The organism is Corynebacterium sp. Marseille-P4321 (assembly GCF_903645305.1).
Classification (GTDB): Bacteria; Actinomycetota; Actinomycetes; order Mycobacteriales; family Mycobacteriaceae; genus Corynebacterium.
The window spans coordinates 552,348-578,138 of record NZ_CAHJXO010000002.1 but is presented as its reverse complement, the minus strand read 5'-3'; the positions used below and the strand labels follow the sequence as shown (position 1 = coordinate 578,138).

General features: G+C 62.2%; 23 protein-coding genes, 3 rRNA genes, 1 other RNA gene and 1 riboswitch. Of the genes, 18 read left to right on the top strand and 9 right to left on the bottom strand.

The features are described 5' to 3' along the window. Positions 1–24 precede the first annotated feature (24 nt). Complete coding sequence (locus HWX32_RS08085; protein WP_175935452.1) at positions 25–399, top strand: ectoine synthase; 375 nt, start codon at positions 25–27, stop codon at positions 397–399. On the opposite strand, the gene HWX32_RS08080 is transcribed toward HWX32_RS08085, so the two are convergent. Genes HWX32_RS08080 through HWX32_RS08070 form a run of 3 tightly spaced genes read right to left on the bottom strand, consistent with a single transcriptional unit; the run spans position 386 to position 2,275 of the window. Then, positions 386–1,057, bottom strand: coding sequence for a thiamine phosphate synthase (locus tag HWX32_RS08080; RefSeq protein WP_175935451.1), 672 nt, complete (start codon positions 1,055–1,057; stop codon positions 386–388). The two genes, HWX32_RS08085 and HWX32_RS08080, sit on opposite strands and share 14 nt — an antisense overlap. Beyond that, positions 1,050–1,301: a Rho termination factor N-terminal domain-containing protein gene (locus tag HWX32_RS08075; RefSeq protein WP_175935450.1), complete on the bottom strand. Its 252-nt coding sequence runs from the start codon at positions 1,299–1,301 to the stop codon at positions 1,050–1,052. The genes HWX32_RS08080 and HWX32_RS08075 overlap by 8 nt, the downstream gene beginning before the upstream one ends. Positions 1,302–1,321: 20 nt before the next feature. Next, complete coding sequence (locus tag HWX32_RS08070) at positions 1,322–2,275, bottom strand: cation diffusion facilitator family transporter (RefSeq protein ID WP_175935449.1); 954 nt, start codon at positions 2,273–2,275, stop codon at positions 1,322–1,324. Positions 2,276–2,469: 194 nt separating this feature from the next. Between HWX32_RS08070 and HWX32_RS08065 the strand changes: the two genes are divergently transcribed. Both HWX32_RS08065 and HWX32_RS08060 read left to right on the top strand, forming a co-directional pair. Then, positions 2,470–2,637, top strand: a complete 168-nt coding sequence (locus HWX32_RS08065; protein ID WP_075469419.1) for a glycerol dehydrogenase — start codon at positions 2,470–2,472, stop codon at positions 2,635–2,637. A 21-nt stretch (positions 2,638–2,658) separates the two neighbouring features. Beyond that, entirely contained in the window at positions 2,659–4,374 is a 1,716-nt protein-coding gene (locus HWX32_RS08060) for a BCCT family transporter (RefSeq protein WP_175935448.1), read from the top strand. 27 nt (positions 4,375–4,401) lie between these two features. Here the strand turns inward: HWX32_RS08060 and HWX32_RS08055 are convergent, their stop codons facing one another. Genes HWX32_RS08055 through HWX32_RS08045 form a run of 3 tightly spaced genes read right to left on the bottom strand, consistent with a single transcriptional unit; the run spans position 4,402 to position 7,262 of the window. Further along, positions 4,402–4,833, bottom strand: coding sequence for a GNAT family N-acetyltransferase (locus tag HWX32_RS08055; protein ID WP_175935447.1), 432 nt, complete (start codon positions 4,831–4,833; stop codon positions 4,402–4,404). Next, the gene (locus HWX32_RS08050; RefSeq protein ID WP_175935446.1) at positions 4,808–6,028 is read right to left on the bottom strand and encodes a DUF418 domain-containing protein; all 1,221 of its coding nucleotides are present in this window, start codon (positions 6,026–6,028) and stop codon (positions 4,808–4,810) included. The genes HWX32_RS08055 and HWX32_RS08050 overlap by 26 nt, the downstream gene beginning before the upstream one ends. Before the next feature lie 16 nt (positions 6,029–6,044). After that, on the bottom strand, positions 6,045–7,262 hold the full coding sequence (locus HWX32_RS08045) for an amidohydrolase (protein ID WP_175935445.1): 1,218 nt from the start codon (positions 7,260–7,262) through the stop codon (positions 6,045–6,047). An 80-nt stretch (positions 7,263–7,342) separates the two neighbouring features. On the opposite strand from HWX32_RS08045, the gene HWX32_RS08040 reads away from it, so the two are divergent. Then, positions 7,343–8,158, top strand: coding sequence for a S1 family peptidase (locus tag HWX32_RS08040; protein ID WP_175935444.1), 816 nt, complete (start codon positions 7,343–7,345; stop codon positions 8,156–8,158). Here HWX32_RS08040 and HWX32_RS08035 read toward each other — a convergent pair. Further along, complete coding sequence (locus tag HWX32_RS08035; protein ID WP_175935443.1) at positions 8,155–8,949, bottom strand: inositol monophosphatase family protein; 795 nt, start codon at positions 8,947–8,949, stop codon at positions 8,155–8,157. The two genes, HWX32_RS08040 and HWX32_RS08035, sit on opposite strands and share 4 nt — an antisense overlap. 7 nt (positions 8,950–8,956) lie before the next feature. Then, a complete protein-coding gene (gene thiC / locus HWX32_RS08030) occupies positions 8,957–10,792 on the bottom strand; it encodes a phosphomethylpyrimidine synthase ThiC (RefSeq protein ID WP_303049144.1) in 1,836 nt (611 codons plus the stop codon). Further along, positions 10,789–10,902, bottom strand: a riboswitch (TPP riboswitch). Its footprint overlaps the gene before it by 4 nt. A 55-nt stretch (positions 10,903–10,957) precedes the next feature. Between thiC and prfB the strand changes: the two genes are divergently transcribed. The 10 genes from prfB (at position 10,958) to HWX32_RS07980 (ending at position 19,340) form a co-directional block, all read left to right on the top strand. Next, positions 10,958–12,067 carry a peptide chain release factor 2 gene (prfB, locus tag HWX32_RS08025; protein WP_175935441.1) on the top strand — a complete coding sequence of 370 codons (1,110 nt, stop codon included), beginning with the start codon at positions 10,958–10,960 and terminating at the stop codon, positions 12,065–12,067. A 35-nt stretch (positions 12,068–12,102) separates the two neighbouring features. Next, positions 12,103–12,795 (top strand): cell division ATP-binding protein FtsE, encoded by a 693-nt coding sequence (gene ftsE / locus HWX32_RS08020; protein WP_075469411.1) that lies wholly within the window; start codon positions 12,103–12,105, stop codon positions 12,793–12,795. Between the two features lie 5 nt (positions 12,796–12,800). After that, the gene (gene ftsX, locus HWX32_RS08015) at positions 12,801–13,703 is read left to right on the top strand and encodes a permease-like cell division protein FtsX (protein WP_175935440.1); all 903 of its coding nucleotides are present in this window, start codon (positions 12,801–12,803) and stop codon (positions 13,701–13,703) included. A gap of 9 nt (positions 13,704–13,712) precedes the next feature. Further along, positions 13,713–14,201 carry an SsrA-binding protein SmpB gene (smpB, locus tag HWX32_RS08010; RefSeq protein ID WP_075469441.1) on the top strand — a complete coding sequence of 163 codons (489 nt, stop codon included), beginning with the start codon at positions 13,713–13,715 and terminating at the stop codon, positions 14,199–14,201. A 27-nt stretch (positions 14,202–14,228) separates the two neighbouring features. Next, positions 14,229–14,882: an SDR family oxidoreductase gene (locus tag HWX32_RS08005; RefSeq protein ID WP_075469409.1), complete on the top strand. Its 654-nt coding sequence runs from the start codon at positions 14,229–14,231 to the stop codon at positions 14,880–14,882. Between the two features lie 49 nt (positions 14,883–14,931). Then, positions 14,932–15,323, top strand: a transfer-messenger RNA (tmRNA) gene (gene ssrA / locus HWX32_RS08000). 236 nt (positions 15,324–15,559) lie between these two features. Beyond that, entirely contained in the window at positions 15,560–16,594 is a 1,035-nt protein-coding gene (locus HWX32_RS07995) for a siderophore ABC transporter substrate-binding protein (RefSeq protein WP_082259970.1), read from the top strand. Between the two features lie 4 nt (positions 16,595–16,598). Beyond that, entirely contained in the window at positions 16,599–17,576 is a 978-nt protein-coding gene (locus tag HWX32_RS07990) for an ABC transporter permease (RefSeq protein WP_175935439.1), read from the top strand. A 4-nt stretch (positions 17,577–17,580) separates the two neighbouring features. Next, on the top strand, positions 17,581–18,588 hold the full coding sequence (locus HWX32_RS07985; protein ID WP_254868341.1) for an iron chelate uptake ABC transporter family permease subunit: 1,008 nt from the start codon (positions 17,581–17,583) through the stop codon (positions 18,586–18,588). Beyond that, positions 18,585–19,340: an ABC transporter ATP-binding protein gene (locus tag HWX32_RS07980; RefSeq protein WP_175935437.1), complete on the top strand. Its 756-nt coding sequence runs from the start codon at positions 18,585–18,587 to the stop codon at positions 19,338–19,340. Before HWX32_RS07985 ends, HWX32_RS07980 begins: the two co-directional genes overlap by 4 nt. A gap of 7 nt (positions 19,341–19,347) precedes the next feature. On the opposite strand, the gene HWX32_RS07975 is transcribed toward HWX32_RS07980, so the two are convergent. After that, a complete protein-coding gene (locus tag HWX32_RS07975; protein ID WP_175935436.1) occupies positions 19,348–19,890 on the bottom strand; it encodes a hypothetical protein in 543 nt (180 codons plus the stop codon). 7 nt (positions 19,891–19,897) lie between these two features. On the opposite strand from HWX32_RS07975, the gene HWX32_RS07970 reads away from it, so the two are divergent. The 4 genes from HWX32_RS07970 to HWX32_RS07955 all read left to right on the top strand — a co-directional run bounded on the left by HWX32_RS07970 (position 19,898) and on the right by HWX32_RS07955 (position 25,761). Further along, positions 19,898–21,410: ribosomal RNA gene (locus HWX32_RS07970) — 16S ribosomal RNA — on the top strand. A 397-nt stretch (positions 21,411–21,807) separates the two neighbouring features. Then, positions 21,808–24,899 (top strand): 23S ribosomal RNA (locus HWX32_RS07965). Between the two features lie 177 nt (positions 24,900–25,076). Then, positions 25,077–25,194: ribosomal RNA gene (rrf, locus tag HWX32_RS07960) — 5S ribosomal RNA — on the top strand. Together the 16S, 23S and 5S rRNA genes form the textbook arrangement of a ribosomal RNA operon. A gap of 393 nt (positions 25,195–25,587) precedes the next feature. Beyond that, positions 25,588–25,761 (top strand): hypothetical protein, encoded by a 174-nt coding sequence (locus tag HWX32_RS07955; RefSeq protein ID WP_175935435.1) that lies wholly within the window; start codon positions 25,588–25,590, stop codon positions 25,759–25,761. Positions 25,762–25,791 lie beyond the last annotated feature (30 nt).

The window sequence follows — 25,791 nt, the reverse complement described above, 5'->3', positions numbered from 1 at the left end:
AAACGAGACCAAGGAGAAAACGACATGTTCATCCGATCCCGTGAAGACGTTGAAACTGTGGAGTGGGGTGGCGGCACCAGCGAGCGCCTCATCACTGCGAAGGACGACATGGGCTTCGCCGTGGCGCACACCGTGGTCCGCGCCGGGACGGAGTCGAAGCTGGAGTACAAGAACCACCTGGAGGCCTGCTACTGCATCGCGGGATCCGGCGAGGTGGAGGACACTGAGGGCAACATCTACCCGATCACGCCGGGAACCATCTACGTGCTTGACGAGCATGATCCGCACTACCTTCGCGGTGGCAAGGACGAGGACCTCGTACTCGTTTCCGTGTTCAACCCCGCGATTACGGGCGACGAGGTGCACCAGCTCGACGGGGACGGCTTCAGCTCCTACTAGCCGTGCCGCGGTCGAACTCGGCGACCACTTGTTCGCAGTAAGCCTGGGGGTCGTGCGCGTGCATGATGCCGCGCACGATCGCGCAGCCGTCCACGCCAGCGCGGGCCAGGTCGTAGATATCGTCCGCGGTGACGTCACCGATAGCAACCATCGGCAGTTTGGATGCGGCGACGAGCGACGGGTAGCCCTCAAGGCCGATGGGCTCGCGCCCGGAATCCTTCGTAGGCGTAGCCCGGAAAGGGCCACAGCCGATGTAGTCGATGACACCCGGCTGCTCCCGAACCAGTTCGTTCGCCGCCTCGACCAGCTCCATGGTCCCGGTGGTCAAGCCGATCACAGCGGAAGGGCCGAGCAGCTTGCGAACCATGCGCACGTCGAGGTCGTCTTGGCCCACATGGACCCCCGAGATGCCTTGATCGTTGAGGGCGAGGGCGACGTCCACGCGGTCGTCGATAAGCACATGCGTTTCGGGCCGCACCGCGTGCACCGCGCGGGCAACCTCAAGCGACAGCGAGTAAAGCTCGCGCGCCGAGATGGGTTTCGAGCGAACCTGGATGATGCCCGCCCCGCCGAGGGCGGCGGCCCGGGCGCGCTCGACGATGTCGGGGCCCTGGCCGGTGACGAAGTAGCAGCGCAGATCGAGCGTCGGCTTAGCCACGGAGCGCCTCGATCAACTCGTCCTTGGACATGTCCGAGCGGCCCTGGATGTCCAGCTCCTGGGCGCGCTCGTAGAGCTCCTCTTTCGTCCAGTCCTCGTAAGCGTCCGACTCGCCGCCGCGTTTGCCCACCTCGGAGCGTCCGTCGCGCGCCGCCGCGTTCGCGATCGCCGCCGCCTTCGACTTGGAGTTGCCCTCCTCGCGCAGGCGCTCGTACAGCTCCGGGTCCTTGATGGAATCAGCCATGGCGGCCAGCCTAGTAGAGGCTAGCCCCACATCGGGCCGGTGCGGGTGGGGTGGCCGAGCGGCTCGACGTGCACGATTGTCTCCGCGCCCCCGAGCGACTCGGCGAGGCCCTCCTCAACCGCGTCGGCGTGCTCGTGGGAGTGCGACACCGACCACTCGCCGGGCACCTGCATCACGATGCTGATCAGCCGGTCTCGGCCGGCGGCGGCGGTGCGCACGGAGGTGAACTCCACGCCGTTTTCATCCGCGAACGCGCGCAGGAGCTCGTGGACCGTTTCCACCTCGTCGTCCGGCAGCGTTTCCGATAGCAGGCCCTGGATTGCGCCCTTGAGCAGCTTGTATCCGGTGATCAGGATGTTCACGCCCACAATGAGGGCGACGACGGGGTCGAGCACCGCCCAGCCGGTGAGCCACACCAGCGCCATGCCCACGACGACACCCACGGAGGTCCACACGTCGGTGATCAGGTGGCGCCCGTCCGCGTCCAGGGTGGTGGAGCGGTACTTCTTGCCTGCGCGGATAAGCGCCACCCCCACCGCCGCGTTCACAGCTGCCGCCGCGACGGAGAACCCCAGGCCCACGCCCAGCTGCTCCACCGGCTGCGGGTGGATGATGCGATCAACGGCCGTGTAGATGATCACCACCGAGGCAATCAGGATGAGGGTGCCTTCCACCTGGGCGGAGAAGTACTCCGCGCGGGAGTGGCCGAAGTTGTGGTTGTCGTCAGCCGGTTTCGCCGAAAGCTTCAACGCCCACAGGCCCACGCAGGCGGCGACGAGGTTGATCACAGATTCAATCGCGTCGGAGAGGAACCCCACCGAGCCGGTGACCAGGGCAGCTGCCGCTTTGAGCAGGATGACCACTACGGATGCGGCGATGGAGAGCCACATGAACTTCTCCAGCAGTTTCTGCTCGTCCAGCTTCTGCTCGTTGCGAGCCGGTGCGTTTTCTGAGGGAACGGGAGCCTGTTTCATCGGGGAAACCTCGGGGTAGGGAACTACTTCTCCGAAGGTCTCGCTCGCTCGCTTTTGAGCCGGCTGCCCGGGCCTGTCCGCGGCCAGTATGTCGAACAACGCGTTGGTGAGCTACTCCCCTTCAACGAATCAGCATCGTAACAAATCTGTACGCTGGGACCCCACATCGATATCGACAAGGAGATTGGGTTTCTATGGGCCGTTGGGTCGTCGCAATCATTGGCGCCGTCGTGGGCGCGTTGTTCTTTGGGTGGCTGCTACAGATGCTCGGGGTCACCGGCATCCTGTACACCGTGCTCGTGCTGGTCGGCTCGGCGGTGACGTCGTCGGCAGCGGGTGCGCTGTTTAGGCCCCGCCCGTAAGTCGAGTCCGTGAGCGAACCCATGAAACGTAAACTGCAGTCCGACCCCCTGATTTTCTTCTCCGCGCTGGGTTTCATCCTGGTCTTCGTCGCGGTCACGCTCGCCTTCGGTGACGAGGCGCGGCAGGTGTATTCGTCCATCTCCGGCTGGCTGATGGACAACTTGGCGTGGATGTACATCGGCGGTATTTCCGCCGTGCTCGTGTACCTCATCGTGGTGTTCATCTCCCGGTACGGGAATTTGCGGCTCGGCGACGATGACGACGAACCCGAGTACTCATACCCCGTCTGGTTCGCCATGCTCTTCGCCGCCGGCATGGGCGCGACGCTGATGTTCTGGGGTGCGGCCGAGCCGCTGCACCACGCCTACAACCCGCCGCGCGGGGACATGGAATCGATGAGCCGGGAGGCGATCCGGCAGGCGTTCGAGTTCACCTTCTACCACTTCGGCATCCACATGTGGGTGATCTTCACCCTGCCTGGCCTGGCCATCGGCTACTTCGTGTACAAGCGCAAGATGCCGGCCCGCCTGTCCTCGATGTTCGCGCCGCTTCTCGGGCGCAGGGTGTACGAGACGCCGGGCAAGCTTATCGACGCACTGGGCATCGTGGGCACCGTCTTCGGTCTCGCAGTCTCGGTGGGCCTTGGCGTGCTGCAGATCTCGGCGGGCCTGAACATCATGTGGGGCGTTCCCTTGGTCACGCCCGTGCAGATCGGCATCATTCTGGCCATCACTGTCGCGGCCTCCCTTTCGGTGGCCACCGGACTGGATAAGGGCGTGAAGATCCTGTCCAACCTGAACATCGTCGGCACCATCCTGCTGATGCTGTTCGTCTTGCTCACCGGCCCGACGCTGAAGCTTGTGGGGCAGATCACCGAATCCTTCGGCATCTACGCTCAATCCCTGCCGGAGCTGATGTTCTGGGTGGATTCTTACAACGACAACCCGGGCTGGCACGGCATGTGGACTGCGTTCTACTGGGCCTGGACCATTTGCTGGTCGCCGTTTGTGGGCATGTTCTTCGCCCGCATCTCCCGCGGCCGCACGGTGCGCGAGTTTATCGGCGGCACCATCCTGCTTCCCGCGGCGTTCGACTTGATCTGGTTTTCCATCTTCGGCCGAGCCGCAATTGAGATGGAAACCTCCGAGCCCGGTGTGCTCACCGGCCCGGTGGTGGAGGACGGTGAAACACCGCGGGCGCTGTTCACCCTGCTTGAGCAGTACCCGATTTACGGCATCACGGGCACCCTGGCGCTGATCGTCATCGTGTTCTACTTCGTCACATCGATGGACTCCGCCGCGATGGTGATCGACATGTACGCCACGGGTGAGGAAAACAAGTCTCCCACCTACTACCGGGTGGGCTGGGTGCTCGCCGTGGGATTGGTGACGGCGGCTCTGCTGTTCATCAACGATTCGGGCATCGACGCACTGCAGGAAGTGGTGATCATCATCGCCCTGCCGTTCTTCTTCATGTACTTCGTCATGATGTACTCCCTGGCGAAAGCCATGGGCGACGATTCCGCCGCGGCGCGCAAGACGAAGTCGCGCACCTGGGAGAAGACGGACACGCCGGAGAAGCTCGAGGCGCACGAGAACATCCCCGCGCCGGGCTACGACTCGGAGGGCAACGAGGTCGAGCGCCCGGAACTGGAGTACGACCACGAGGACGACTCGTGGCGCTTGCCGGAGGGCTTCCGCCTGGATCGCCGCACCGCGACGGATAACAAGGGGTAGGCGAGTAACAAGGGGTAGGCGAGGGGGTCAGCGCCGCAAGCGCATGCGGCGGTGCATGATCCCGGCATCGTCGAATTCCTCGCCCTCGGCGACCAGGCCGAATTGGGAGTAGTACCCGACCAACCCGGACTGAGCCTCGATGACAAGGTCGCCGGGGAAACGCTCGGTGTAGGCGATGCCGGCGCGCACAATGTCGGGGCCGAGCCCCGCCCCGCGGAACTCGGGGTTGACCACGAATCGCCCGAAGCGCGACCCCTCCGGGGTGGGGAAGACGCGGGCGCAACCAGCTAGGCGCCCGCCCTCCCATGCAAGGATGTGGCGGGTGGAGGGGTCGGCGTCCTGCTCGTCAATCTCGTTGTAGGGGCACTGCTGCTCCACGACGAACACGTCCACGCGCAGCTTGAACAGCTGGTGGATCTCCACCGGGGTGAGCTCAGCCAGCGATTTGAACTCGATCATTCTTCGGTTCGATCCTTCCTGTTTTGCCGTAGGAGAGGCGGCGGTGGGCGTGCTCGAATGGACCCTGCTTGCCGGCGGCGTCGAGAAGCGCCGCGAGTGCGAGCGTGATCAGCCAGACGACGAGGCCTGCGAACAGTTTGCCAGACACCGTGGCGTCCTGGCCGATGCCAAGCGCAAACGGCATCACGAGCGCGATGAAGATAAACGACTGGGCAAGGTAGCCCGACATGGAGCGCTTGCCCAGCGCCACGAACGCCCTGGCCCAGCCGGGGACCTCGTTGCGCAGCGAGTCGGTGGCTAGCGCCAGCCCTGCGAGGATGCCGGGGCCCGTCCAGTAGCCGACCGACTGGTTGAGCAGGAAAAACCCGGTTTCCCACCCATGCGGGAGGACACCCGCCGCCGACAGGCCCCAGGGCACGCCGAGCAGCACAATGATGACGCCGGCGATCGCGGACCAGGTGATGAGGGTGCGGCGGTGCGCGGTGACGTCGATAAGCACCCGCTCCCTTGCCCACACGAAACCGATGAGCGACAACGCGCCGAGCTGCAACACAGCGAAGGGGGACGCGGCGATCGACGACGAAGCCTCGGCGAAGTTAGCGGTGAACCAATCGCCGACGGTGGCGAACTCAGCGGTGTTCGTGCCGGCGTTGAAGCCGACCTCCACGTCCTCCGGCACGAAGAATGACACGGTGGCCGCGAATGCGGTGAACGCGGTCCAGAGGCCGAGCAGGGTGTAGGCGATGATGCGCAGCGTCTTTGAGCTCAGCTTGAACAGCACCGCCATCGCGATGCCGATCAGCCCGTAGGTGAACATGATGTCGCCGTAAAACACCAAAAATAAGTGAGCGAGGCCGAACAGTGCCAGCAGAAAGTAGCGGCGGAACAGCACCTTGCGCGATTCCGCGGCGGTGTAGCCCTTGCGCGCAAGGCTGGCGGCGACAAGGCCGAAGCCGAAACCGAGCAGCGTGGAAAACATCGGCAGGCCGCGCACGTGCACGAACATCGCGGCGAACACGGCGCACACCGCGTCCACCACGCTGCCCTCACGCACGCCGCCGACAGACCAACCGGGGGAAGATTCCGCCGAAAAGTCGTTGATCATCCACGCCTGCGCGGCATTCGCCATCGCAATGCCGAGAAGGGCTGTGCCGCGGGCGAGGTCGGGGACGATGAGGCGCTGTTGCTCTTGCATGCGCCTCAACGTACTCCTACTTCATCAGGTACGGCGACAGGCCCGTGAGGATGGTGCGCACGCACACGTCGAGCGTCGGCTGCAGATCCGGTGCGAACTGCGGGGAGTGGTTCGGCGCGGCCTTCGTGATGTCCTCGTTGGAGCCCACGAACCAGAAGTAGTACGGCGCACCCCACGCGGAGGCGATGTTGGGGAAGTCCTCCGAACCGCCGAGGCGGCCGAAGTCGCCCGCCCGCTCACCGAACTGTTCCTGGAACGCGGCCATGACGGTTTCGGTGATCTCCTCGTTGTTCCAGAACTCCGGTGCGCCGCCGATGATCTCGAACTTCGGCTCGCGCTCAGCTCCGTGGGTCTGCGCGACGCCGCGGACGATGCGCTTGATGTGTGCGTTGAGCTCGTCGGAAATCTCCTCGGTGTACGCGCGGGTGGACACGGCAAGCTCCACGGAGTCCGCGACGGTGTTGGAGGACTGCCCGCCGTGGACCGCGCCCACGGTCACCACAGTCATCTCCGACGGGTCCATGTTGCGCGAAACGATTGTCTGCAGCGCGGTGATTACCTCGGCCGCCATAACCACAGGGTCGATGCCCTTCTGCGGCATAGAGCCGTGCGAGCCCTTGCCGTACAGCGTGATCTTCGTCTGCACACAGGTGGTGTACACCGGGCCGGAGAGCGAGCCCATGCCGTAATCCGGCAGCAGCGGGCCGATGTGCTGGCCGAGCACCACGTCAGGCTCGGGCACCTTTTCCGCCAGGCCGGAATTGACCATGTCCATCGCGCCGTGGCCGGTTTCCTCGCCCGGCTGGAACAGTGCGATGAAGGTGCCGGACCACGCGTCCTTGTGCTGCATCATGGCGTCAGCGGCGCCCAGCAGGGCAGTGGTGTGCATGTCGTGGCCGCAGGCGTGCATGCGTCCCAGTTCGGGGTCAGCCGAGTACTCCAGGCCGGTCTCCTCCGGCAGCGGCAACGCGTCGAAGTCCGCGCGGAAGAGCACGGTGGGGCCCTCGCCGTTCTCCAGCACGGCGACCTTGCCGGTCTTGCCCACGGAAATGACGTCGTAACCCATGCGCGTCATCTCTTCTTCGATGCGGCCGGAGGTTTCTACCTCTTCCAGAGAGAGCTCCGGGTGCTGGTGGAACCACTTGTACAGTTCCTCGCGGTGCTCGCGGGTGGCCTCGATGGTGTCTTCGAACGGCGCAAGTGCGCCCTTAAGCTTCTGGTTTGCGTCACTCATATGCGCAATATTAGCGCTACCCCCGCGTGTTACGGATGTGGTTGAATAAGTCCGTTGTTGTCTAGTGGGAAGAGAGTTTCATGCGCCGCCTGTCCACCGCCGTCGCCGCGACCGTCACCGCAATCGCCGTAGCAGCCGGGATCCCGGCCGCACACGCCGAACCGCAGCACAACTACGTCTGGCGCAACGATCCGGTGTCGAAGACGCTGGCAGGCAAGCCCTTCGCCGACCGGGTGCTCCACCGCGTGCCCGGCTCGTTGCACGACGCGCCGCGCGTGCCCGCCGACGCAGCGGCGGCCGCCGCCCGCGGCAACGCACTCTACGGCCCCGGCACCCCGATCTATGTCGGGCAGGACGCGATGTGCACCGTCACCGTCGCCGGATACAACGACCGCGGCCAGAAGATCGCGCTCACGGCCGGTCACTGCGGCAACGTGGGTGACCCGGTGGTCTCAGCCGACGCGCAGCACCTCGGCCGCACCGGCACGGTGACCCAGGTCAACCGCGAGTTCGATTACGCGGTGATCACGCTCGCCCCGAACACCGAGGTGAGCCGCTCCTACGGCGGAGTAACCGCTGGCCGCGTGGGCGGTGCGCCCGTGCAGCCCGGCACCCGGGTGTGCAAGAGCGGCGTGGCCTCCGGAACCACGTGTGGGATTACGTTCCGCGACTGGCAGACGATGAACATCAACCACGTCTGCGCCATGCAGGGAGATTCCGGCGCGCCGCTGATGGCGGGCGACCGCGTGGTCGGCCTGGTCAACGGCGGTGTGCTGCGCCCGCCGCTGGATCTCGCCTGCCACAGCCCGCTGCAGGGCGTAGTGCACGCGCCCACCGGCGCGGTGCGCATGGACACTGTGCTCAGCCACATGTCCGGGGGTTTCCGCCTGCCTTAGGCGCGCAGTTTCTCCATTACTTCGCCCACCAGTTGGGCGTTGCCGGCCACGCACCAGGTCACCCCGCCCGCGTCGACCTTTTCGGCGCGCCCGCCGACGGCTTCGATGAGCGCCTTGCCCGGCAGCCAGTCCCAATCCGCCACCGAATGCTGCAGCCAGCCGCCGAACTGCCCGGAGGCGATGCTGGCCAGATCGACCGACCCGGCGCCGAACATGCGCACCGTGGCCGCGCCAGACGCCGCGCGCTGCCACGTCTCGCGCACGGCATCGTCGCTCATGGAGGTTGGGTGCAGGTACGTCACGAGCGCGCAATTGCTTAACGACGATTGCCTGAGCCCATCTAACTCCTCACCGTCACGCGTGGCCTTGCCGTCGGCGGCCAACCAGGTGGTGGATGTCGCGGGGCGGTGCACGGCGCCGATGAGGGGAGCCCCGGAGGCGTCAATAAGCGCAAGTGCCGAACAGAAGTAGTCCGAGCCTTGCGAGAAGTTGAACGTGCCGTCCACCGGGTCAATGACCCAGGTACGGCCGCTGGAGCTTTCGCGCGAGGCGCCCTCCTCGCCGAGCACGCCATCGTCGATGCGCAATGCCTCAAGCGCTTCTGCGACGAATTCCTCGGCGGCGCGGTCGGCGTCCGTCACCACATCCGACACCGACGTCTTCTGGTCTGTCTCCAGGCCCGCGGCACGCATGCGCAAGGCAAGCGCGCCGGCGTGCTCAACGAGCGCGGCGGCGAGCTCGGCGTCGGAGGATGAGCGGTGTGCATCGATGAACTGCTGGGTGGAAATCACCCCGCAATTATCGCGCAGATTCAGCCTGCTCGTCGAGATAGACGTTCGAGCCCAGCTCGCGGAACTCCTCCGCCATCTTCTCCTCGCCGCGGCGGAAGTCCTCGCCACCGGCGAAGGTGGGGATGCCCAGGTCCGCGATCATGGCGCGGTTCTCGTCGTCGAGCGCCTCGTCGATCTTGTCGCCGAACTCGTCGCGGATGTCCTGGCTGATGCGCATCGAGCAGAACTTCGGGCCGCACATGGAGCAAAAGTGCGCCGTCTTCGCGGGCTCGGCTGGCAGCGTCTCGTCGTGGAACGCCTCCGCGGTCTCCGGGTCGAGGGAGAGCGCGAACTGGTCGTGCCAGCGGAACTCGAAGCGTGCCTTACTCATCGCGTCGTCCCAGTCGCGCGCACCCGGGTGGCCCTTCGCCACGTCGGCGGCGTGCGCGGCGACCTTATACGTGATCACGCCGGTCTTCACGTCGTCCTTGTTCGGCAGGCCGAGGTGCTCCTTCGGGGTGACGTAGCACAGCATGGCCGTGCCGCCCATGGCGATGTTTGCCGCGCCGATCGCAGACGTGATGTGGTCGTAACCAGGGGCGATGTCGGTGACCAGGGGGCCAAGCGTGTAGAAGGGGGCGCCGCCGCACCATTCCTCCTCCTTCTCGTTGTTCACCTGGATCATGTTCAGCGGCACATGCCCCGGGCCCTCGATCATCACCTGCACGTCGTAGTCCCAGGCGCGCTTGCACAGCTCCCCGATGGTCTTCAGCTCGGCGAACTGGGCGGCATCGTTCGCATCGGCCACGGAACCGGGGCGAAGCCCGTCGCCAAGCGAAAATGCGACATCGTACTGCGAGAAGATCTCGCACAGCTCGTCGAAGTTTTCGTACAGGAAGGACTCCTTGTGGTGCGCGAGGCACCAACCCGCCATGATCGAGCCGCCGCGGGAAACGATGCCGGTGACGCGCTTCGAGGTCAACGGCACGAACGGCAGGCGCACACCGGCGTGGATGGTCATGTAGTCCACACCCTGTTCGCACTGCTCAATGACGGTGTCGCGGAAGATCTCCCAGGTGAGGTCCTCGGCCACGCCGTTGACCTTCTCCAGCGCCTGGTAGATCGGCACCGTGCCGATCGGCACCGGGGAGTTGCGCAGGATCCACTCGCGGGTGGCGTGGATGTCGTCGCCGGTGGACAGGTCCATCACCGTGTCCGCGCCCCAGCGGGTGGCCCAGCGAAGCTTGTCCACCTCCTCGCGGATGGAGGAGGTCACCGCGGAGTTACCGATGTTGGCGTTGATCTTGGTCAAAAAGGCGTTGCCGATGATCATCGGCTCGCTCTCCGGGTGGTTCACGTTGTTCGGGATGATCGCGCGGCCCGCCGCGACCTCGGCGCGCACCTTCTCCACGTCGCAGTGCTCGCGCAGCGCGACGTACTCCATCTCGCGGGTGATCTCGCCGCGGCGCGCGTACGCCATCTGGGTTACGCGCTTGCCGTCCTTCGCGCGGCGCGGGGCGCGGGAAGTGCCGCGCCACTCCTCGCTGGCGCCGCCGCGGCGCACAGCGGAGCGACCGTCGTCAAGCAAATTGCGCTCGCGACCGGCGTACTCCTCGGTGTCGCCGCGCTGCTCAATCCACTCGCCGCGCAAGCTTTCCAAGCCCACCTCGGGCTCCGCGTACGGGCCACGGGTGCGGTACACCTTGAACGGCGCGTTCGGGCCGGTGGGGGAATCGTCCAGCTCAATCGCGGTCTCCGGCACCTCGAGCCCGTCCCGCACAATCGGGGCGTACGAGTGCTTCGGGTGGATTTCCTGGGCGTAAATGTCGGTGTTGTCGGTGTTGTCGGCGTGCGTGTCAGCCACGACCATCTCCTTTGCTTCCTTCGCCGGTGCTAACCGGACAGGTTCGAACGGTGCTCGCGCGGCGCTAGCGCGATCTCAGCCCGGTGCCCCGGGCGCCCGTGTGGGGTCAAAGGCCACCTTATCCGGTCTTCGCCCGCGCAACACGATTGGCTAGACTTTCCCCCTATGCAACCGGAAACCCAAGCGCGCATTCAGGACCTCGAGAAGACCCTCGCCACCATTGAGAAGGTGCTGGACCTCGACGCCTTGGCCGAGCGCGCCCGGGAGTTGGAAGCCCAGGCGGGCGACCCGAGCCTGTGGGACGACCCGGCGCACGCGCAGCAGGTGACCACCGAGCTGTCCAGCGTGCAGGGCAGGTTGCGCAAGGTGCAGGGGCTTCGCGCGCGTATCGACGACCTACCGGTGATGTACGAGCTCGCCGAGGAAGAAGGCGACGCTTCCATGGCCGACGAGGAGCTCGCCGACGTCACCGCGGCGATCGATTCGCTTGAGGTGCAGACCATGCTCTCCGGCGAGTACGACGAGCGTGAAGCAGTGGTGAACATCCGCTCCGGCGCCGGCGGCGTGGATGCCGCGGACTGGGCCGAGATGCTCATGCGCATGTACACCCGTTGGGCCGAGAAGAACGGCCACAAAGTGGACATCTACGACATCTCCTACGCGGAGGAGGCCGGGATCAAGTCCGCGACCTTCGTGGTGCACGGCGAGTACATGTACGGCCAGCTCTCCGTGGAGCAGGGGGCGCACCGGCTCGTGCGCATCTCGCCGTTCGACAACCAGGGCCGCCGCCAGACCTCGTTCGCCGAGGTGGAGGTGCTGCCGGTGGTGGAGCAGACCGACCACATCGATATCCCGGATTCAGACATCCGCGTCGACGTGTACCGCTCCTCCGGCCCTGGCGGGCAGAGCGTGAACACCACCGACTCCGCGGTGCGCATCACCCACATCCCGACCGGGATTGTGGTGACCTGCCAGAACGAGAAGTCGCAGATTCAGAACAAGGCCTCGGCGCTCAACGTGTTGCAGTCGAAGCTGCTGGAGAAGAAGCGCCAGGAAGAGAAAGCGGAGATGGACGCGCTCGGCGCCGGCGGCAACGCCAGCTGGGGCAACCAGATGCGCTCCTACGTGCTGCACCCGTACCAGATGGTGAAAGACCTGCGCACCGAATACGAGGTGGGGGACCCACAGAAGGTGCTCGACGGTGACATCGACGGCTTTTTGGAGGCGGGCATCCGCTGGCGCATGGCCGAGGAGACCGACGCCTACCACGGGTGACATCGTTTCATGTCGCAGCAGGTAAGGTGTGGCGGGTGATTCGATTCGACCACGTGACCAAGACGTACCCGACGTCGACGCGCCCGGCGCTCAACGACGTCACGCTGGAAATCCCGGACGGCGAATTCGTGTTCCTCATCGGCGCGTCCGGCTCCGGTAAGTCGACGTTCCTCGAGCTGCTCATCCGCGAAGAAAACGTCACCTCCGGCGACATCTTCTTCAACGATTTCCACGTCAACGCGTTGCAGGGCAAGGAGATCAACGCGCTGCGCCAGTCCATCGGCTACGTGTTCCAGGACTTCCGTCTGCTGCCGAACCTGAACGTCTACGACAACGTGGCTTTCGCGCTTGAGGTAACCGGCAAGTCGAAGCAGCGCATAGCCAAGCAGGTGCCGGATGCGCTGGAACTTGTCGGGCTAGGTTCGAAGGCAAAGCGTATGCCGCGGGAGCTGTCCGGTGGTGAGCAGCAGAGGGTGGCGATCGCGCGAGCTTTCGTCGATAAGCCTCCGCTCATGCTTGCCGACGAGCCAACCGGCAACCTCGACCCCGGCACCGCCGCCGAAATCATGGCGCTTCTGGCGCGCATCAACCGCATGGGTACCACCGTGCTGATGTCCACCCACAATGCGCGCGCGGTGGATGACATGCGCAAGCGCGTGGTGGAGCTGCAGCTTGGCGACGTCGTCCGCGACGAACACAACGGCATGTACGGCGACGTGAGGAGGTAGAAACCGTGAATTGGAACTTCATTTTCCGCGAAGGCTTCAAAGGCCTGGGGCGCAACATCACCATGACCATCGCGTTGGTGATCACTACCGCGCTCTCGCTCATCCTCGTCGGCGCCGGCGTGATGATTTCGCAGGCCACCGCCGACACGAAGGATATGTACCTCGACCGCGTTGAGGTGATGGTGGAGCTGGACGAGAGCATCTCGGCAGGGGACCAAGACTGCTCCTCCGAGGCGTGCACCGAGGTGCGCGACCGCCTGCAGGCGGACGACAGGGTGGAGCAGGTGACGTTCCGCTCGCGCGAGCAGTCCTACGAGCGTTTCGTGGAGCTGTTCCAGGAGTCCGAGCCGGAGCTGGTGCGCGAAACCTCCCCGGAGGCGCTGCCGGCGGCGTTGCACGTGCGGCTCACGGACCCGACGGACACGGCGCCCCTCGATGCCATCCGGGATCTGCCGCAGGTGGCAGTTGTGACCGACCAGGCCGACACCGTCAGCTCCGCAGCGGGCACCCTGAACACGTTCAGGAACGTCGCGTTCATCGTCGCGGCCGCGCAGGCGCTCGCGGCGGTGTTCCTCATCGCGAACATGGTGCAGCTCGCCGCGTTCAACCGCCGCGAGCAGATCTCCATCATGCGCATGGTGGGCGCGTCGCGCTGGTACACCCAGGCCCCGTTTGTGCTGGAAGCCGTGATCGCAGTGGCGCTCGGCGCGGTGATTGCCACCTTCGGCGTCTGGGCGTTGAAGCAGTTCCTGGTGGACCCGTTGCTCGGCGACCTGTACGCCTCCCAGCTCATCGCGCGCGTGCCGGATTCCGCGGTGTGGACCGTGATGCCGTTAACCGGCTTGATTGCGATGCTGCTCGGTGGCGCGGCGGCACAGGTGGCGCTGCGCTCGTACGTGCGGAAGTAGGTGAAGCAGATGGCGAAGAAGAAAAAGCAACCGCAGTCCAACGTGCTGGCCACCAACCGCAAGGCGCGGCACGACTACCACATCCTGGACACCTGGGAGTGCGGCATCGTGTTGCAAGGCACCGAGATCAAAGCGTTGCGCGAGGGCAAGGTGTCGCTGGTGGAGGCGTTTGCCACCATCGATAACGGTGAGGTGTGGATTCGCAACATGCACATCCCCGAGTACTCGAAGGGGCATTGGACGAACCACCCGCCGCGCCGCACGCGCAAGCTGCTCATGCACCGCCGCGAGATCGACTCGCTGGAGGGCAAAGTTCGCGACGGCAACCGCACCCTCATCCCGCTCTCGCTCTACCTGAAGGACGGCCGCGCCAAGGTGGAACTGGGGCTTGCCCAAGGTAAGCAGGATTACGACAAGCGCCAGGCCATCAAGCGCCGCACCGAGGACCGCGAGATCACCCGCGAGCTGGGCCGCAAATTCAAGGGCATCAAGGCCTAGACGTCGGTTTCTGTACGGTTGATGTCTATGAAGAAGGCACTCATCACCGGGGCGTCGCGCGGCATCGGTCGCGCCATCGCAGAGGATTTAGGCAGGGACCACCACATTTACGTTGGGGCGTCGAGGAAGGGTGGGGCGGCGGAAGCCGTCGATAAGCTGCCCAGCGCCGAACCCTTCGAGGTGGATCTCACCGACTCGGGCGCGATTGTGCAGGCCGCGCGCGAGATCGAGGAGCTCGACGTGCTCGTACTCGCGGCAGGCGTGCTGCACAAGGGCCCGTTCGAGGAGCTGAGCGATGAGCAGTGGCGCGAGTCGCTCGAGGTCAATGTGATGGCGCCCGTGACGCTCACCCGGGAGCTTTTGCCAGCTTTACGACGATCCTCCGGTTTGATCATCACGATCAACTCCGGCGCCGGGTTCCACGGAGTTGCCGAGAACACGGCGTACTGCGCCTCCAAGTTCGCGCTGCGCGGTTTCACCGAATCGCTGCAGCTGGAGGAAGCGGGACGCGTGCGCGTGACCTCAATTCACCCTGGGCGGACCGACACCGACATGCTCTCCGGCGACGACGGACGGCCGAAGATGGCGCCCGAGGAAGTATCAAAAGCGGTGCGCCTGGCCGTCGACGCAGGCCCGGACGCAGTGGTGGAGTTCCTGCGCGTGCGCCCGGCCTTGACGTAGGTGACGTGGAGGGGATAAAGTTCCTACTCCTACGTTTCTTCGTAGTGAAGGGGTCGATTTGGTTTCGACTTCATCGACTAAGCCAGGGGAAGCGTGCCGGTGCAGGCAGGAGACCACCGAAAGCGTCGCTGTAACTAATAAACGCAGAGAAGAACTCTCAGCGTGACTACGCCCTCGCTGCCTAATTGAAATAGGTTCAGCGACCTGCGTGTCCGTCAGGCCGGGGATGTCCCCGACCCGGTACCTGGCGTCGACTCAGGGGACTAGCCTTCCGGCCCTGTTGGTGGGGCCTTGGAAGGGACACTTTTCACCAACTGGGCCCATCATCCGGACATGTTCGCCTGATCCGGAGGGCCGATGAGAGATAGCGCGCGAACTGCGCACGGAGAAGCCCTGGCGCGGTGGTGAAGGACCCGGGTTCAATTCCCGGCGGCTCCACCTAGTGCGAAAACCCGCTGGCCGTCACTGGCCAGCGGGTTTTTGTTTAGTCGATGGGGTAGCCGGTGACGGGGCCCTCGGTGTTCGGCGAAGTTCTCTCCTCATAGATGTTTCATCAACAAACAAAATCTTGCCCACCCTATTCCTGGCCGGATGGCCGGGGCTGTTTGTGCGTCTAGGTTTGGTTAGCCTAAAGTATGTCAGGCAACCCTAACTTTACGGATAAGTCAAGGATGAACATGACCCGTTTTTCACGCACTTCGCTGATTGCCCTCGCCGCCGCCGGCTCCCTCGTGCTCGCAGGCTGCTCCACCGACACCGAGCCGGCCGTGGATTCCAACGAGCCTTCGGAGGAAACCACCACCGCAACCGAGGCTGCGGGCGACGACGTGGCAACGGGCACTGTCACCGTCACCGATAACTACGGCGAGAAGACGGTGCCTAGCCCGCCGCAGCGCGTCGTGGCCCTGGACAACCGCACCTTCGAGCTGCTGGACAGCTGGGGGGTGAAGCCTGTCGCCGCGGCTCGCGCCCTGGTGCCCGACACGATCCCGGGGATCGGCGAGGATGACGACATCGTGGATATCGGCAACCACCGCGAGCCGAACCTGGAGGCCATCGTCGCGGCGGACCCGGACGTGGTGATCTCGGGCCAGCGCTTCGAGCAGTACGACCAGGACATTGAAAAGCTCGTGCCGGACGCGGTGCTGCTGGACTTCGAGCCTCGCGACGGTGAGAAGTTCGACCAGGAGCTCATCCGCCAAACGCTTGAGCTCGGCGAGGTCTTCGGCAAGCAGGCCGAGGCGGAGCAAACCGTCGAGGAGTTTACCAAGGCCGTCCAGCGCGCCCGTGACACTTACAACCCGGAGCAGACCGTGATGGCGCTCAACGTCTCCGGCGGCGAAATTGGCTACGTCGCGCCGACTATCGGTCGCACGTGGGGCCCGCTGTTCGACCTGATCGGCCTCACCCCGGCGCTGGAGGTGGAAAATGCCTCCGACGACCACCAGGGTGATGACATCTCTGTCGAGGCCATCGCGGACTCCAACCCGGATTGGCTGCTGGTGCTTGACCGCGACGCTGGCACGAAGACTGACGAGGGCTCGCCGGAGGCGCTGAGCGTGATCAGCGATTCCGCTGCGTTGCAGAACGTTTCTGCAGTGAAGGGGGATCACGTGTACATTGCGCCGAAAGACACATACACCAACGAGTCGATCATTACGTACACCGAGATTTTGAACCAGCTCGCCGACCAGTTTGAGGCAGCCAAGTAGTTTTATGACGCAAACCGCGACAGCGACCACCCGCCGCAGGCTTTTCAATAGGAAGCTTGCGGTGGGTCTCGTCATTGTCACCGCCTTGCTCGCCCTGTCGCTCACAGTCGGGCAGTACGACGTGTTGGGCTCAGAGGACGGCTGGGCGATGTTTCGCACCACCCGCGTCCCCCGCACCATTGCGCTGGTGCTTGCGGGCGCGGCCATGGCAATGAGCGGGCTGATTATGCAGATGCTCACCCAGAACCGCTTCGTCGAACCCACTACCACGGGCACCACGGAGTGGGCGGGGCTGGGTTTGCTCGCCTCTTTCGTTTTCTTCCCGCACGGCAGCGTGATGGCGCGCATGCTGCTTGCGGTTGCATTCGCGTTTGTGGGCACCATGGTGTTCTTTGCGTTTCTGCGCCGGGTGACGCTGCGCTCCAGCCTCATCGTGCCGATCGTGGGCATCATGCTCGGGGCAGTAGTCAGTTCAATTTCCACGTTCTGGGCGCTGCAGACCGACTTGCTGCAGTCGCTCGGCGTGTGGTTCGCCGGCTCGTTCACCAGTGTGATCGCCGGCCAGTACGAGGTGCTGTGGATCGTGGCGCTGGTGGTGGTTGCGGTGTTCTTCTACGCCGACCGGCTTACCGCCGCCGGTTTGGGCGAGGACATCGCGGTGAGCATCGGCTTGGACTACAACCGCATCGTGTTCGTGGGCACCGCGCTCGTCGCGGTTGCCTCGGGAGTGGTGACGGTGGTGGTGGGCAACTTGCCGTTCATCGGGTTGATCGTGCCGAACATTGTGAGCATGGTGCTTGGCGACGACCTCAGGTCCAACCTGCCTTGGGTTTGCCTGACCGGGATCGGTGTGGTGACGGTCTGCGACCTGATCGGTCGAACGATCATCGCCCCGTTCGAGATGCCGGTGGCCGTGATCTTGGGCGTGGTGGGCGCCGTGGTGTTCGTGGCGATGATTGTGAGGCAGTCGCGCCGTGGTTAAAACCGTGGAACAGAGAAGTGTGGGCGCCTTTCAAACGTCGACAAGCAAATCGCGCTACTGGCTGATCCTTGCCTGCCTTGCCGTCGCCGCGGTGCTGTTCACCGCTGGCCTGCTTGCGTATGAAAATCCGATGGAGTTCGGTTCGCGCGGCTACTGGCTGATTGCGCAGCGGCGACTGAACTCCGTCATTGCGATGGCGCTGGTGGCGGTGTGCCAGGCGGTGGCGACGGTGGCGTTTCAGACCGTGACAAACAACCGAATTCTCACGCCCTCGATCATGGGGTTTGAGTCTCTTTACGTGGCGATTCATACCGCCACCGTGTACTTCCTCGGTGCCGCAGGGCTGAGCAATGCCCGCACACTGAGCATGTTCGTCTTCCAACTCGTGCTCATGGTGGGCCTGAGTCTGCTGCTGTATACCTGGCTACTCGCCGGGAAAAGCGCGGATATGCAGGCGATGCTCTTGGTGGGAATTGTGATCGGCGGGGGACTGGGAAGCGTGTCCACCTTCATGCAGCGCATGCTCACCCCGAGCGAGTTCGACGTGCTCACCGCGCGACTGTTCGGCTCGGTGAATAACGCCGACCCCGAGTACTACCCGCTAGCCATCCCGCTGGTCATCGCCGCGGTGACGCTAATGTGCCTCAACTCGCGGCGGCTCAACGTGCTCGGGCTGGGGCGCGACGTTGCGGTGAACCTTGGGGTGAACCACACCGCCAACGCGATTTACACCCTGGTGCTGGTCTCTGTGCTGATGGCAGTGTCGACGGCGCTGGTGGGGCCGATGACCTTCCTCGGATTCCTGGTGGCCACCCTGGCCTACCAGTTCGCCGACACCTACGACCACCGCTTTCTCTTCCCGATGGCGGCGCTACTCGGCTACTGCATCCTGGCCGGCGCGTACTTCGTGATGAACCACATTTTCTACGCGCAGGGCGTGGTGTCCATCATCATCGAGCTAGTCGGTGGCGTGACATTTTTGATTGTGATCCTGCGAAAGGGGAGCCTGTGATCGAGCTAGAGGGCGTACGCAAAACCTACGGGGACGGCGCCGACATCGGGCCTGTCACCCTAGACATCCCCGCCGGCGGCATCACCGCGCTGGTGGGCCCGAACGGTGCGGGCAAGTCGACCCTGCTCACCACCATCGGGCGCCTTTTGCCTCTCGACGCCGGCGCTGTCCGCATTGGCGAGATGGACGTGACCAAAGCCAAATCGCAGGACCTCGCGAAAATCCTGTCTATCCTGCGCCAGGAAAACCACTTCGTCACGCGCCTTACCGTGCGCCAACTGGTGGGCTTCGGCCGCTTCCCGTATTCGCGCGGCCGTCTCACACCAGAGGACGAGCAGATCATTTCGCGCTACATCGACTTCTTCGGGCTTGGCCCGCTCGAGCACCGTTACCTCGACCAGCTTTCCGGCGGACAGCGCCAGCGCGCGTACGTGGCAATGGTGTTGTGCCAGGAAACGGACTATGTGCTTCTCGACGAGCCCCTGAACAACCTCGACATCGCACACTCCGTGGAGATGATGAAGCACCTGCATACTGCAGCCCGCGAATTCGGACGCACGATCATCATCGTGCTGCACGATATCAACTTCGCAGCGCGCTACGCCGACTACATCTGCGCAGTGAAAGACGGCGAGATCGCGGCGTTCGGCACCGTGGAGGAAATCATGAAGAACGCGTTGCTCACCGACATCTTCAACACCCCGGTGCAGGTCATCGACGGCCCGCACGGCCCTATTGCCGCGTACCATTAGCAAGGGTTTATGGGTGTCTAGCTGCATGTTTGCGTAGGTGTTGCGTGGCGTGGTTATATTGTCCCCCGTTGCTTCGAGCGCCTGATTCAAGGAGCGGGGCAACGAAAATCAAATAGAGGTTACGGCTGAGTGAACGTGGTTCAAACGCTGGTTTGACACAGAGTTTCATGACGGTGTAACTTCGATCGAGGCCGCTGCGGCAGGCAGGCAAGAGCTTGTTGCGCTGAGTGTGCTGGTGTTGTTTGAGAACTCGATAGTGTGCCAATGCATATTTTTTGTTTGTGGGTTGGTTGCGTGTGCGCTGTGCTGCATCGTTTTTGGTGTGGTTGGTGTGTGCTGGTTGCAGTTGTTGTGAACCTTTGATGGCAATGATTGTTTCTGGTGGATCGTGAACTGATTCATGTTTGTGGTGCTTGTGGTTTTTCCTCGTCGGATGCGCAGGTGCCATGTGTTGTGATTTTTTGCAGCAGTAATTTGAGGATTGCCAGTCCGGCATCTTGTTTTGGGTGTTGGTTGGTTTGTTTTTTGCCAGTTTGGTTGGGCTTTTCACGGCCTTTTTTGTGGAGAGTTTGATCCTGGCTCAGGATGAACGCTGGCGGCGTGCTTAACACATGCAAGTCGAACGGAAAGGCCCTAGCTTGCTGGGGTGCTCGAGTGGCGAACGGGTGAGTAACACGTGGGTGATCTGCCCTGCACTTCGGGATAAGCCTGGGAAACTGGGTCTAATACCGGATAGGACCACTTCTTGGAGGTTGTGGTGGAAAGTTTTTCGGTGTGGGATGAGCTCGCGGCCTATCAGCTTGTTGGTGGGGTAATGGCCTACCAAGGCGTCGACGGGTAGCCGGCCTGAGAGGGTGTACGGCCACATTGGGACTGAGATACGGCCCAGACTCCTACGGGAGGCAGCAGTGGGGAATATTGCACAATGGGCGCAAGCCTGATGCAGCGACGCCGCGTGGGGGATGACGGCCTTCGGGTTGTAAACTCCTTTCGCCAAGGACGAAGCTTTAAGTGACGGTACTTGGAGAAGAAGCACCGGCTAACTACGTGCCAGCAGCCGCGGTAATACGTAGGGTGCGAGCGTTGTCCGGAATTACTGGGCGTAAAGAGCTCGTAGGTGGTTTGTCGCGTCGTTTGTGTAAGTCCGTAGCTTAACTGCGGGACTGCAGGCGATACGGGCATAACTTGAGTGCTGTAGGGGAGACTGGAATTCCTGGTGTAGCGGTGGAATGCGCAGATATCAGGAGGAACACCGATGGCGAAGGCAGGTCTCTGGGCAGTAACTGACGCTGAGGAGCGAAAGCATGGGGAGCGAACAGGATTAGATACCCTGGTAGTCCATGCCGTAAACGGTGGGCGCTAGGTGTGAGTCCCTTCCACGGGGTTCGTGCCGTAGCTAACGCATTAAGCGCCCCGCCTGGGGAGTACGGCCGCAAGGCTAAAACTCAAAGGAATTGACGGGGGCCCGCACAAGCGGCGGAGCATGTGGATTAATTCGATGCAACGCGAAGAACCTTACCTGGGCTTGACATACACCAGATCGCTGCAGAGATGTAGTTTCCCTTTGTGGCTGGTGTACAGGTGGTGCATGGTTGTCGTCAGCTCGTGTCGTGAGATGTTGGGTTAAGTCCCGCAACGAGCGCAACCCTTGTCTTGTGTTGCCAGCATTTGGTTGGGGACTCATGAGAGACTGCCGGGGTTAACTCGGAGGAAGGTGGGGATGACGTCAAATCATCATGCCCCTTATGTCCAGGGCTTCACACATGCTACAATGGTCGGTACAACGCGCGGCGAGCCTGTGAGGGTGAGCGAATCGCTGAAAGCCGGTCGTAGTTCGGATTGGGGTCTGCAACTCGACCCCATGAAGTCGGAGTCGCTAGTAATCGCAGATCAGCAACGCTGCGGTGAATACGTTCCCGGGCCTTGTACACACCGCCCGTCACGTCATGAAAGTTGGTAACACCCGAAGCCAGTGGCCTGTAATGGGAGCTGTCGAAGGTGGGATCGGCGATTGGGACGAAGTCGTAACAAGGTAGCCGTACCGGAAGGTGCGGCTGGATCACCTCCTTTCTAAGGAGCTTATTTGTTTTTGTGCCCGCAGTTGCGGGTGTGCCCACACGTTTTGTGGTGTGGGTTGGTGGTTGAGTCGTCGAACGAATGGCTGCCGCCTTTTTTGTTTTGGAAAAATTGTCCGGGTGGACACACGCCGGCGGCCATGGGTTGGTTGCTTTTGTGGTGTGCGCGTTGAGCTTTCCTGCAAGCAAGTGTGTGTTGGTGCGCTGTTGGGTGTCTGGGGCAGCACGTGATGTGTTTTGTTCCTTGTGGCTTCCATGTGCTGCATGCGTGTGTGTTGCATGCGTGTGTGGTGTGTGGGGGTGTGTTGTGTGAGAACTGTAGAGTGGACGCGAGCATCTTTCTTTTTATTTTTTGTTTGTGTTTTGGTGTTTTGTACCTGTTTTTGTCTGTGATGGTTGTGTGTTACGGGCGTATGGTGGATGCCTTGGCATGCTGAGCCGATGAAGGACGTGTGAGACTGCGTTAAGCCTCGGGGAGTTGTCAACAAAGCGTTGATCCGAGGGTGTCCGAATGGGGAAACCTAGCCGTGGTTGTGTGCGGTTACCTGCTGGTGAATACATAGCCGGTGTGGGGGTGTACGCGGGGAAGTGAAACATCTCAGTACCCGCAGGAGAAGAAAACAATTGTGATTCCGTGTGTAGTGGCGAGCGAAAGCGGATGATGGCTAAACCGTGTGTGTGTGATACTTGGTAGGGGTTGCGCATGCGGTGTTGTGGGGTGCGGGTGTGTATGGTCTACCAGCTGTGCGCATGTGTTGCGGTGTGAGCGGAAGTGTCTGGGATGGCACGCCGGAGTGGGTGATGAGCCCCGTACGTGTAGGCACCGCAAGATGTGTTACCCGTAATCCCCGAGTAGCAGCGGGCTCGTGGAATCTGCTGTGAATCTGCCGGGACCACCCGGTAAGCCTGAATACTCAGTGTGACCGATAGTGGATAGTACCGTGAGGGAATGGTGAAAAGTACCCCGGGAGGGGAGTGAAAGAGTTCCTGAAACCATGCGCTTACAATCCGTCAGAGCACCGTTTTGTGGTGTGATGGCGTGCCTTTTGAAGAATGAGCCTGCGAGTCAGCGGCATGTCGCGAGGTTAACCCGTATGTGGGGTAGTCGTAGCGAAAGCGAATCCTAATGGGGTGTTTTTTTAGTGGCATGTCCTGGACCCGAAGCGGGGTGATCTACCCATGGCCAGTGTGAAGCAGCTGTAAGAGGTTGTGGAGGCGCGAACCCACTTAGGTTGAAAACTGAGGGGATGAGTTGTGGGTAGGGGTGAAAGGCCAATCAAACTCCGTGATAGCTGGTTCTCCCCGAAATGCATTTAGGTGCAGCGTGATGTGAGCTTGCCGGAGGTAGAGCTACTGGTTGGTTGAGCGGGACTATCATCTTAGCGACGTCAGCCAAACTCCGAATGCCGGTTATAGTGTTGCATTGCAGTGAGACTGTGGGGGATAAGCTTCATAGTCGAGAGGGAAACAGCCCAGATCGCCGGTTAAGGCCCCTAAGGGTGTGCTAAGTGGAAAAGGATGTGGGATCGCGAAGACAGCCAGGAGGTTGGCTTAGAAGCAGCCATCCTTGAAAGAGTGCGTAATAGCTCACTGGTCGAGTGGTTCTGCGCCGACAATTCAGTGGGGCTCAAGCACACCGCCGAAGCCGCGGCAACACTTGTTTTGTGTTGGGTAGGGGAGCGTCGTGTGTGGGGTGAAGCCGTATCGTAAGGAGCGGTGGACTGCATGCGAGTGAGAATGCAGGCATGAGTAACGAATGGCAAGTGAGAATCTTGCCCGCCGGATGACTAAGGGTTCCTGGGTCAAGTTCGTCTTCCCAGGGTGAGTCGGGTCCTAAGGCGAGGCCGACAGGCGTAGTCGATGGTCAACGGGTTGATATTCCCGTACCCGTGTGTGCGCGACAAATTGTGAAGCGGTGATACTAACCACCCTGACCCGCCGGCCAAACACGACCTTTGGTTGTGTGGTTGGTGGTGATGCGTGGGGCCTGATCTGTTGTAGCAAAGTGATGGGGTGACGCAGGTTGGTAGCCAATGCCGCTTATTGGATTGCGGTGCAAGCGTGTGGCACGACACCATGGTCAAATGCGGGTGTCAATAGTGTGAGGCGTGATGCGTAAGCCCTTTTGGGTGAAGTTGGTGATCCTGTACTGCCGAGAAAAGCCTCTAGCGATGTGCATGTACGGCCCGTACCCGAAACCGACACAGGTAGTCAGGTAGAGAATACTAAGGCGCTCGGGTGAACTGTGGTTAAGGAATTCGGCAAAATGCCCCCGTAACTTCGGGAGAAGGGGGACCTGCACTGGTGACACACGTATCGTGTGGTAGCTGGTGTGGGTCGCAGAGAAGAGAGGGGAGCGACTGTTTATCAAAAACACAGGTCCGTGCGAAGACGGTTAAGTTGATGTATACGGACTGACGCCTGCCCGGTGCTGGAAGGTTAAGAGGACCTGTTAGGACATTTTTTGTCCGAAGCGGAGAATTTAAGCCCCAGTAAACGGCGGTGGTAACTATAACCATCCTAAGGTAGCGAAATTCCTTGTCGGGTAAGTTCCGACCTGCACGAATGGCGTAACGACTCCTCTGCTGTCTCAACCACAGGCCCGGTGAAATTGCATTACGAGTAAAGATGCTCGTTACGCGCGGCAGGACGAAAAGACCCCGGGACCTTCACTATAGCTTGGTATTGGCATTCGGTGCGGTTTGTGTAGGATAGGTGGGAGACTATGAAGCGGCCACGCTAGTGGTTGTGGAGTCGTTGTTGAAATACCACTCTGACCGTAGTGGATATCTAACCTTGGCCCATGATCTGGGTTGGGGACAGTGCCTGGTGGGTAGTTTAACTGGGGCGGTTGCCTCCCAAAATGTAACGGAGGCGCCCAAAGGTTCCCTCAGCCTGGTTGGCAATCAGGTGTGTAGAGTGTAAGTGCACAAGGGAGCTTGACTGTGAGACTTACAAGTCGAGCAGGGACGAAAGTCGGGACTAGTGATCCGGCACCTACTTGTGGATGTGGTGTCGCTCAACGGATAAAAGGTACCCCGGGGATAACAGGCTGATCTTCCCCAAGAGTCCATATCGACGGGATGGTTTGGCACCTCGATGTCGGCTCGTCGCATCCTGGGGCTGGAGTAGGTCCCAAGGGTTGGGCTGTTCGCCCATTAAAGCGGCACGCGAGCTGGGTTCAGAACGTCGTGAGACAGTTCGGTCTCTATCCGCCGCGCGCGTGTGAAACTTGAAGAAGGCTGTCCCTAGTACGAGAGGACCGGGACGGACGTACCTCTAGTGTGCCAGTTGTTCCGCCAGGGGCATCGCTGGTTGGCTACGTACGGAAGGGATAACCGCTGAAAGCATCTAAGCGGGAAGCCTGTTTTAAGATGAGGTTTCGATTGAGGTTCCCAGCAGACTACTGGGTTGATAGGCCGGAGTTGTACCCACCGTAAGGTGCTGAGACGACCGGTACTAATACACCGATTGACAACCAACACCAACACATACGTGTTGCAAAACACCAACAAAAAACACGCAAAACAAAGAGAACCAGTCGTGTTCGCGTCCACTGTGCAGTATCTGACACAACACACCCACCCCAACCCCGGGTGGCCACAAACATAAATGAACAGTTACGCCCAACGCGTGGCACACTCATTGCCCCAATAAGTGTGTCGGTGGTTGATGGCGGCGGGGAAACGCCCGGTCCCATTCCGAACCCGGAAGCTAAGCCCGCCCGCGCCGATGGTACTGCTCCCGGGAGGGAGTGGGAGAGTAGGTTACCGCCGACCCAACAACTTCAAAACACGAAAACGCCCACCACACCGGTGGGCGTTTTCTCATACCCTGGAAAATACTTTCCGAAAAACACCGCGCATAGCACCCCGACGGAGATGCTAAACCCCCATGTCACAAGGTTGTGTGGTGTTCGCGCTGGGCCCGGCAGCGCATTGCCGAAACTATTTGCCGAATACCAAAACGCGAGTGTCACTGCGTCATCGCAGCGGTGCCACTTCCGCGGCGAGACCGTAGAATCGATCACGCTTGCACGGGCAGATCTTCGATTGGAGCGGGAAGGAAACGGTTTGCAACTGTGGTTTCCGTTTACCATGCTCGCCGCCGCGGGCTTCACCACTCTGACAGCGGCGCTTAATTCCAGACGCGCCAACCCGAGGCACCCGCTCGTGGAAAAGAAGTCCGACATGGCGTTCGCAGCGTACGTCGGTGCGGCATTCACCTATGTGGCGGCGGCGCTGCTGCTTGTACTCGGGCTCACCTGGCCGGCGGCTGCCCTCGCGCTCGGTGGTCTTTTTGCTTCCTCCCTCGGCTACGCCTTCGCTACGCGGGACGTCGAGTGAGGGTGCTTGCCCACGCCCGGTAGCGTCGGC